Raw genomic sequence first — 8,288 nt, forward strand, 5'->3', positions numbered from 1 at the left:
TTATTAAATAAAAAGCATTTCGTTTGAATAAATAATAATATTGACTATATTAACTTGATACAAAATATTATAAATCAACTTAATTAATTGTTTAACTTATATAAATTACTAATTATCATTCATAATCTGATAAATAGCATTAAAATATACATCTGAATTGTATTCTTTATTATCTAATTCAATCTTAAATTTAGCATGATTTCTATCTTCTTCAAATGAATCTGGGGTAATATCAATATAATAAGGAACAACAAACACAGCTCCGTTATCATGATGGCGTAAAAATGCCTTTTTTATTATACCTGCATTATTAACCATAGGATGAGCTTCAGGGATGCCATATCTATCAATTTTTGATTTTTTTAACCAATCAAAAGTATAATCACTATAAAATGAAGAGCCGTAAGCATTAAAACCTATATTATAGTGGTCGTTTATTTTTAATGAATCTTCAACAGCTAGTTTCTCTTCATTCCAATCTCCATTTAGTACTGGAGCAATCTGATGTGAAAACACTTTTTCTTTGCCAATACATGAAGAACGAATTATGTCAGCATAATCATAAATTTCACTTGCAACTTCATTTTTTCTGAAATTATAAAATTCTTCAGAAAGAGGATTATAATAAACAGCAATTAAAGACTCAGGATAGTCATGCCAAAACCGTATTTTATTCTCAACAGGGAATTGAACTGGCTTACCAACTGGTTTTGGAGTGTTTTGCTGACGATCCATAACAGAAATATCAAGATGCTTTAATAAAGTCAACTCACCAGAATCTTCATGTACTATGTCAACTGAATGGATGCCATGGCTCATGTTACGAAAATCTAAATAGTAACGATAGCCTACATCTGAAGTTTCAAGAGTTGGTATCGCTTGATAAACATCCATACGATTAAGCCCTATCTCAGCATACCCAACATCAGTACCATCGACATAAATTTTTATTTTAGATGATTTATTCTTCCCTAAATCAGCCCATCCATAAAGAGTAAGTTTACCTGAAGATTCATAATTCAGATGTTCAAAAAAATTATTTAAATGATCTGACATTATATCTTTAGAAGGGGGAATAATCTCATCAAAAGAGTTAAAATTTGAGTTTAATTTATCATTTAATTTATTTATTGTTTTATATTTATCAATTAAATAGACACGAAAACGTTCAACAGAATCCATTGAATAGTCAGTTAATTTCATTTTTTCCTTATATCCCATACCACTAAAAAAATTGGGAAAAGTATAGTGGACTTCACCTAAAGTAGTAACTGACCAGATTTTATTTTTATCTGATGAACTCATTTCACATATTTGGGTTAAGATCTCAGTTAACGTCGATTTTCTAACTTTATCAATTAATGATTGGTTTGAATTAATAGACCATGGGTATATTCTGCTTGCAAAATATTTATCCACAGGAACGGTTCCATCACTAAGCTTCATTAAGCTTCTGCTATCTAATTTAGCAATCATATCTTCAATATGGCTATTCTGGCTTACACTGAAGTGATTAGAAAAAAAATAAAGAACTACTGGTAATTTGCTATCTTTTAATAATTTTAAGCGATAACTTATATTCTTTTTATTGATTTTAAAATCGCCATTTGGTTTCATATCAACATAGGATAAAAGCGGGAAAGAAAGAACATAACCTACTTGGAATTTACCATCTATACTCTTCTGATTTCCAAACAATGATAGTTTCTTTTCAATCAAGGAAGCAGAAGTCTCATTAATAGATTCGCAATAAGATAACGCTTCATTAGAGTCGGAAATTCCCTTATTTATAGCTGATTCACAGACACCTAAACCATTTATCATTGGCGCAATTAACGTATTTCCCGCTATTGCACTGGTTGGTAATAAAAACAAAATAAAAGCAGATATTAACTTCATATTTTTCCTTTTTTACTGTGCTGTCTACAAAATAACATATATATATTTTGTTTGCAAATGCAACAGAAAGTAAATAACCTAAAGCAGAATGCAATTATTTAACCATTAAAAAATAGCCATTTTTACACTTAATTATAAAATACCCACTAAAAACTCATATTGTATTTTACCCTAAATCAACTCACGATTTTTAACTATTTTATTATATTTAATAGATAAATTAAATTTCTGTGTTCTAACTTTTGAATGGTCTAACTATCTGTATTTTTTTATAATGTAATTTCTAATTTCTTTTCAATTATCGCAAGTTAGTTGTATTTTTAAATATATTCACTACAACTACAATTGTTTCTAAATTTGCTATAAACAAAGCTAAACTTCCTACATTTAAAAAATTAATTAAGTTATTTATATACAAGACTCATCCTTATTAGTTAGATGCAAATTTTTTCAATATATTTGCTACCGCCCTATCCCATATTCCCGCAATTTATTCGCAATGGCCGTATGCGATACACCTAATCTTTTAGCAAGTTTTCTTGAACTTGGGAATTGGCCATATAATTTTAATAAGATTTCTTTCTCAAATTGTTTAGTCATTTCATCAAGGGTTTTATTTTCAATATTGCTAACCCAAGATAATTGCGATGTGGTTGATGTTGGTAACACAATATCTTTGACAGTTAATATCGGCAAGGTTAATTGCGCCAATGCAGAATAGAGGATATTTTTTAGTTGTCTTACATTCCCGGGCCATGAGTAATGGGTCAAATAATCAATCACATTATGATCAATTCTTGGCGGTGTAATGCCTTGTTTATTGGCAAACTCATTAACAAAAATGTGAACCAGTAGCGCAATATCCTCTTTACGTTCTTGCAAAGAGGGTAAATTAAGCGACAGTACGTTGAGTCTGTAATAAAGATCTTTTCTAAATTTACCTTGTTCAACCAACTCGGCTAAATCGACTTTTGTAGCGCAAATAATTCTTACATCAACATAGACTTCATTATCATCACCTACACGGCGAAAATAACCATCATTAATAAAACGGAGTAATTTGGTTTGCATCTGAAAAGACATTTCATCAATGCCATCAAGCAATACAGATCCACCATTAGCTTGCTCAAAAAAGCCTTTTTTATTCTCTATAGCACCAGGATAGGCGCCTGCTGCATGTCCATATAATTCACTTTCGACCACTTCATCGGGCATGGCTGCACAGTTTAAGGCTAAAAACGCCTGATCACCACGCGGGCTATATTGATGACAAGCATTAGCCAGTAAATCTTTACCTGTGCCTGTTTCACCAGATATTAATAATGGTTCGCGTTGCATAGAAAAGGCTTTAGCTTGAGCAATGAGCTTTTGCATAACCAAACTTTGGGTAGCAAAAATATCAAAAGCATGCTCCCCCACTACTTTGATTTTTGATAATCGTTTTTTGAGATAATCAATTGATTGTAAAATAAATAGGGTTTTAGACGATCCTATCACTCTTTGTAATAAAAAATACTGAGAGTTTAAAACAATGATTGTATTATCTTGTTCATCTATATTGATTGTATTATCAAGATTGAAGATCTTTTGATAATCAAATGGTTGATTTAATACTAAAACATAATCAGAAAATAACGCCTTAGCGACATCATTATACGCAACCAGAAGTTGGTTATTATCAATTTCAATGATTGCTACTTGCATAGTTTGCCCACTTTTCACTAAGTTTTACTAAATTATCACGTCGATGTTGCCACTCACAGCTTTTCGTTAATTCTGAATAGGTCATTTTTGTATTGGTTAGTAAACGTTTTGCTTTATCTGATGTTAAAGGATGAACCTTATCTAACGCAGTTAATTGATCTAAAATAGCTAACGTCCCTTGCCGGTTATTACAAGCTAAAAGCAGATCACAGCCTGCGGATAATGCCGCTTGCGCTCGCTCGGCATAATTGCCCATTATTGAAGCACCTTCCATTGATAAATCATCAGAAAAGATGACACCATCAAAATGCAATTGCTCGCGAAGTACTGTTTTAAGCCAATACGATGAACCACTAGCTGGTTTATTATTAAAAGCAGGATAAATAACATGTGCTGGCATAATCGCATCGAGTTTTTTATCAGCAATAAGCTTAGCAAATATTTGCATATCATGTTCAATCAACGATTTTTCACGATCATCAATGGGCGTTTCTTTATGCGAGTCAGCAATCACATGACCATGCCCCGGAAAATGTTTACCCGTTGTTTTCATCCCTGCTGCATGCATACCATCAATCATAGCAGAAGCAACTTGATAAGCGATATTGACATCTTGATGAAACGAACGTGTACCGATAGCTAAGCAGTCATGACCTAAATCTAACACAGGTGCATAGCTAAGATCGATATCAAAGGTGATGAGTTCCATAGCAAGTACCCAGCCAGCATCAAAGGCTAATGACTTGGCTTGCTCTAGATTATTAAGAGCCGCAAAAGATTGTGCAGGAGGAATTGGTGTAAAACCATGTCTAAAGCGTTGAACACGTCCACCTTCATGATCGACCGAAATTAATAAATGCTGTGAAGAAGCCGCTCGAATCTGTTTTATCAATGCCATTAATTGAGCTTGATCTTGATAATTACGACTAAATAAAATCACTCCTGCAACTAGTGGATGTTTCAAAAGCACTTTATCTTCATCGGTTAATGAAGTGCCTTCGACATCAATCAATAATGGTCCCATTTATTCATGTGCCTCTGAAACATTATCTTTATTGGTATTTTGTTGTGAAGGGAAGTCTTTCGATGTTACTCTTGTTAAGATTTCTCCGCTTTGTGTTGATAGCAATTCAACTGAAAGGTTAGCATCATTACTATCAGTTGGTGCTTTATATATAGTTGTAAATAGCACATATCCAGCATTGATTGATTTAGCTAGCCCTATCATCTTACCACGTGACACAAACTTATCATCAGCCGAAATACCTAACGCTTGTTTAGCTTGGCTTGTTGACTGCCTATTAACCACTGTAAAAACATTTTGTTTATTCATCAATTGATGTAATGCATCATCAATTTGATTTGTTACAAGATAATCGCCACTACGATTTTGAATGTCACTAATTAAAATAATTTTATTGTCATTGTTTGAAAGTGACACGTGTAATATTCTATTTACAAATGGTGATAATATAGTGTTCCAATCAGTTTGTTTAACGATTTGAGGCGGTGTTTCAATCACTCCCGTATCATCAGGCTCAGTGACATCAACGGGAGGTTTTACTTCAACTTTTGGGGTATGACTAATAAGCTGACAACCAGCTAATACACAAGTCATTGCACCAATAACAAATAGACGTTTTATCTGTTTCATATAATGTTTAACCTACTAATCGACCCAAGTTTTTGCCACCTAATAAATGCATATGAATATGAAAGACTTCTTGCCCTGCATCTTTATTACAATTCATGATTAAACGATATCCGCTTTCATCAATGCCTTCTTGTTTTGCAATTTTAGCTACGACAATCACCATATGCCCTAATAACATTTCGTCTTGTTCAGTGATATCATTTATGGTTGGAATAAGTTTGTTAGGAATAATTAAAATATGTGTTGGCGCTTGAGGAGAAATATCTCGAAAAGCGGTCACTTTGTCATCTTGAAAAACAATATCGGCAGGGATTTCTCTTCGAATAATTTTGCTAAAAATAGTTTCCTGAGCCATCAAACATCTCCTTTTATACAAACGTCTATGCGTAAAATTGATATGTACTGATAAGCATAACATATTTTAATAGCAAAAATGTATAGCAATCGTTACATATTTAAAATACATTTTTATATAAAAAACGTCCAAAACTGTGTAAATTTTGTTTATTATTTAATATGATATGGATAGTTTGTAAAATAGTTAAGCAAAACCGTAAAAACACCCAGATATACAACTGATTATATTTATCTTTTACGTTTCAGATATAATATGAAGCCATATCTTCTGTTTTTCTGTTAAAAACTAAGATAAAACAGACGTTTCTTTCATAAAAAAGTTATACAAGTCCTCAAATCAACTTATTATATTCATTTGTCAAATATGATAAGTTGATATATAATGCCCCGTCGATTTCAACCGCCTATTTTCATGTTCCTTGCTTTCAATGGGTTGCGGTTGCCCCGACAGAAAGCTGATTAATCCGTAGGGAGCGATAATGCGTCATTACGAAATAGTATTTATGGTTCACCCAGACCAAAGTGAACAAGTGCCAAGTATGATTGAGCGTTATACTGGTACGTTAACCACTGATGGTGGTAAAATCCATCGTCTAGAAGATTGGGGCCGTCGTCAATTAGCCTATCCTATCGAAAAACTGCACAAAGCACACTATGTGTTAATGAATGTTGAAGCAACTCAAGAAGCTGTTAACGAACTTGAAGACAACTTCCGTTTTAACGATGCAGTAATTCGCAGTTTAATTATGCGTACTAAACATGCTGTAACTGAAACTTCACCGATGTTAAAAGCGAAAGATGAGCGTCGTAGCTCTGAAGAAGATTTTAACGAAGCAAACATGGACGATGATTCCGACGAATAATCGTTTAGTGTTATCGGGTATTGTAAAAAAAACACCGATACGAAAAATCAGTCCAAATGGGATTTCGCATTGTCAATTTTATTTAGAACATGTTTCTGAGCAAGTTGAAGCAGAACTCACAAGGCAAGCATGGTGCATCATGCCTGTAATTGCTAGTGGACAACAAGAATTAAGTTACGTAAAAAAGGGCAGTAGAGTTTTAGTTGGTGGATTTATAAGTACCCACACTAAACGTAATCAAACAAGTCAACTTGTTTTACATGCTGACCAAGTTAAACTATTAGGAGAATAGCCAAATGGCACGTTATTTCCGTCGTCGCAAATTCTGCCGTTTTACTGCAGAAGGCGTTAAAGAAATTGATTATAAAGATGTTTCTTTATTAAAAAGCTATATCACAGAAAGTGGTAAAATTGTACCAAGCCGTATTACTGGTACAAGTGCAAAATATCAACGTCAATTAGCTCGCGCAATCAAACGCGCTCGTTACTTGGCATTATTACCATACACTGACAACCATCAGTAATTAGCAACAGAGGGAACATATAATGCAAATTATTCTACTCGATAAAGTTGCTAATTTAGGCAGCTTAGGTGATCAAGTTAATGTTAAAGCGGGTTATGCGCGTAACTTTTTGATTCCACAAGGTAAAGCAGTAGCAGCGACTAAAAAGAATATCGAATTTTTTGAAGCTCGTCGTGCTGAATTAGAAGCAAAACTTGCTGAGACATTAAAAGCCGCTGAAGAGCGTGTTGCACAAATCAATGCACTTGGTAAAGTCACTATCACTTCTAAAGCCGGTGATGAAGGCAAATTATTTGGTTCAATCGGTACTCGTGATATCGCTGATGCTGTTAAAGCTCGTGGTATTCAAGTATCAAAAAGCGAAGTTCGCTTACCAAATGGTGTACTGCGTACTACTGGTGAACATGAAGTGTTCTTCCAAGTACACAGCGAAGCATTTGCTAAACTTATTGTTGATATTATTCCTGAATAATTATCCAACAATAAATACCAAAAAACCCGTTCAAGTAACGGGTTTTTTTTATTGTTAATATATAAAAAATTGTTATTTTATATAAAAAGCAGCTTGTATTAGTTTCTCGTTTTTTGTTTCATATAACTTATATCATCGTAAAGATTTTAATTTTGTTATGTTAAAAATAGCATATCCAAAGATATTGAAATAAGGTTTATTTGATTATACAAGATATTGGTGAAAGGATTCATAATAACAAAGTTCTCGATTATCTACATAATAATGGGAATCCAAAATTCTTCTTTACTTAATGGATTATCAGGTAAATAATCACGATGCATTATCTCTAATCTAGGCCGATTCTCATCAATTTTAATATTATTGTTTCTCAGATAATCAATTGCTTGTTGATAAACTTGGTTAAATTGTAATGCAGTCCCGGTATGAATAAAACCAAAATACTCACCATTAATGGTCAGTTTTTCTAGACAATCTGTTTGAGTCGAGTACTCAGCATTAGAAGCGATTTCTATCGCAGCCCATTTTCTAATATGATTTCGAGTTATGGGTTCTTCCAGAGCAATGATATTTTCATCAACACAATAAGGTAATAATTTACGATAATTATTCATCATAAAGTGTCGCCAAAGATTGAATATTTTTCGATTATTTGACGAATCAGATACATTCATATGTTCCGTTGTTACTTGTAACTCTGTTGAGCTTCCGACTATATTTTTTGTCAAAGTGGATCGGCTACACTAATTCATACAACTTTTTTAAGGGGTAAGGTAAACTTATCACCACTAAAAAAGGAACAAATATGAATAAGA

At 33.0% G+C, this 8,288-nt stretch carries 10 protein-coding genes; 4 read left to right on the forward strand and 6 right to left on the reverse strand.

What is annotated here, in order from left to right; all coding sequences use genetic code 11:
• Window positions 1-108 precede the first annotated feature (108 nt).
• The 5 genes from GQ593_RS11055 to GQ593_RS11075 all read right to left on the reverse strand — a co-directional run bounded on the left by GQ593_RS11055 (window position 109) and on the right by GQ593_RS11075 (window position 5,612).
• Complete coding sequence (locus tag GQ593_RS11055; RefSeq protein ID WP_160432077.1) at window positions 109-1,899, reverse strand: beta-galactosidase; 1,791 nt, start codon at window positions 1,897-1,899, stop codon at window positions 109-111.
• 462 nt (window positions 1,900-2,361) lie between these two features.
• On the reverse strand, window positions 2,362-3,603 hold the full coding sequence (locus GQ593_RS11060) for a sigma 54-interacting transcriptional regulator (RefSeq protein ID WP_160432078.1): 1,242 nt from the start codon (window positions 3,601-3,603) through the stop codon (window positions 2,362-2,364).
• The gene (gene nagZ / locus GQ593_RS11065) at window positions 3,584-4,627 is read right to left on the reverse strand and encodes a beta-N-acetylhexosaminidase (RefSeq protein WP_160432079.1); all 1,044 of its coding nucleotides are present in this window, start codon (window positions 4,625-4,627) and stop codon (window positions 3,584-3,586) included. The genes GQ593_RS11060 and nagZ overlap by 20 nt, the downstream gene beginning before the upstream one ends.
• A complete protein-coding gene (locus tag GQ593_RS11070) occupies window positions 4,628-5,257 on the reverse strand; it encodes a hypothetical protein (protein WP_160432080.1) in 630 nt (209 codons plus the stop codon).
• A gap of 7 nt (window positions 5,258-5,264) precedes the next feature.
• Window positions 5,265-5,612, reverse strand: coding sequence for an HIT domain-containing protein (locus GQ593_RS11075; protein ID WP_160432081.1), 348 nt, complete (start codon window positions 5,610-5,612; stop codon window positions 5,265-5,267).
• Between the two features lie 481 nt (window positions 5,613-6,093).
• Between GQ593_RS11075 and rpsF the strand changes: the two genes are divergently transcribed.
• From rpsF to rplI, 4 genes are read left to right on the forward strand one after another with little or no spacing between them, the layout of a single operon-like run.
• Entirely contained in the window at window positions 6,094-6,477 is a 384-nt protein-coding gene (gene rpsF / locus GQ593_RS11080) for a 30S ribosomal protein S6 (protein ID WP_065588737.1), read from the forward strand.
• A complete protein-coding gene (priB, locus tag GQ593_RS11085; protein WP_160432082.1) occupies window positions 6,461-6,769 on the forward strand; it encodes a primosomal replication protein N in 309 nt (102 codons plus the stop codon). The genes rpsF and priB overlap by 17 nt, the downstream gene beginning before the upstream one ends.
• Window positions 6,770-6,773: 4 nt before the next feature.
• A complete protein-coding gene (gene rpsR, locus GQ593_RS11090) occupies window positions 6,774-7,001 on the forward strand; it encodes a 30S ribosomal protein S18 (protein WP_025314965.1) in 228 nt (75 codons plus the stop codon).
• Between the two features lie 22 nt (window positions 7,002-7,023).
• Window positions 7,024-7,473 carry a 50S ribosomal protein L9 gene (gene rplI, locus GQ593_RS11095; protein ID WP_091120012.1) on the forward strand — a complete coding sequence of 150 codons (450 nt, stop codon included), beginning with the start codon at window positions 7,024-7,026 and terminating at the stop codon, window positions 7,471-7,473.
• A 254-nt stretch (window positions 7,474-7,727) separates the two neighbouring features.
• Here rplI and GQ593_RS11100 read toward each other — a convergent pair whose 3' ends face one another.
• Window positions 7,728-8,201: a GyrI-like domain-containing protein gene (locus GQ593_RS11100; protein WP_160432083.1), complete on the reverse strand. Its 474-nt coding sequence runs from the start codon at window positions 8,199-8,201 to the stop codon at window positions 7,728-7,730.
• Window positions 8,202-8,288 lie beyond the last annotated feature (87 nt).

The organism is Gilliamella sp. Pas-s25, assembly GCF_009795885.1.
In the GTDB taxonomy this organism is placed as follows: domain Bacteria; phylum Pseudomonadota; class Gammaproteobacteria; order Enterobacterales; family Orbaceae; genus Gilliamella.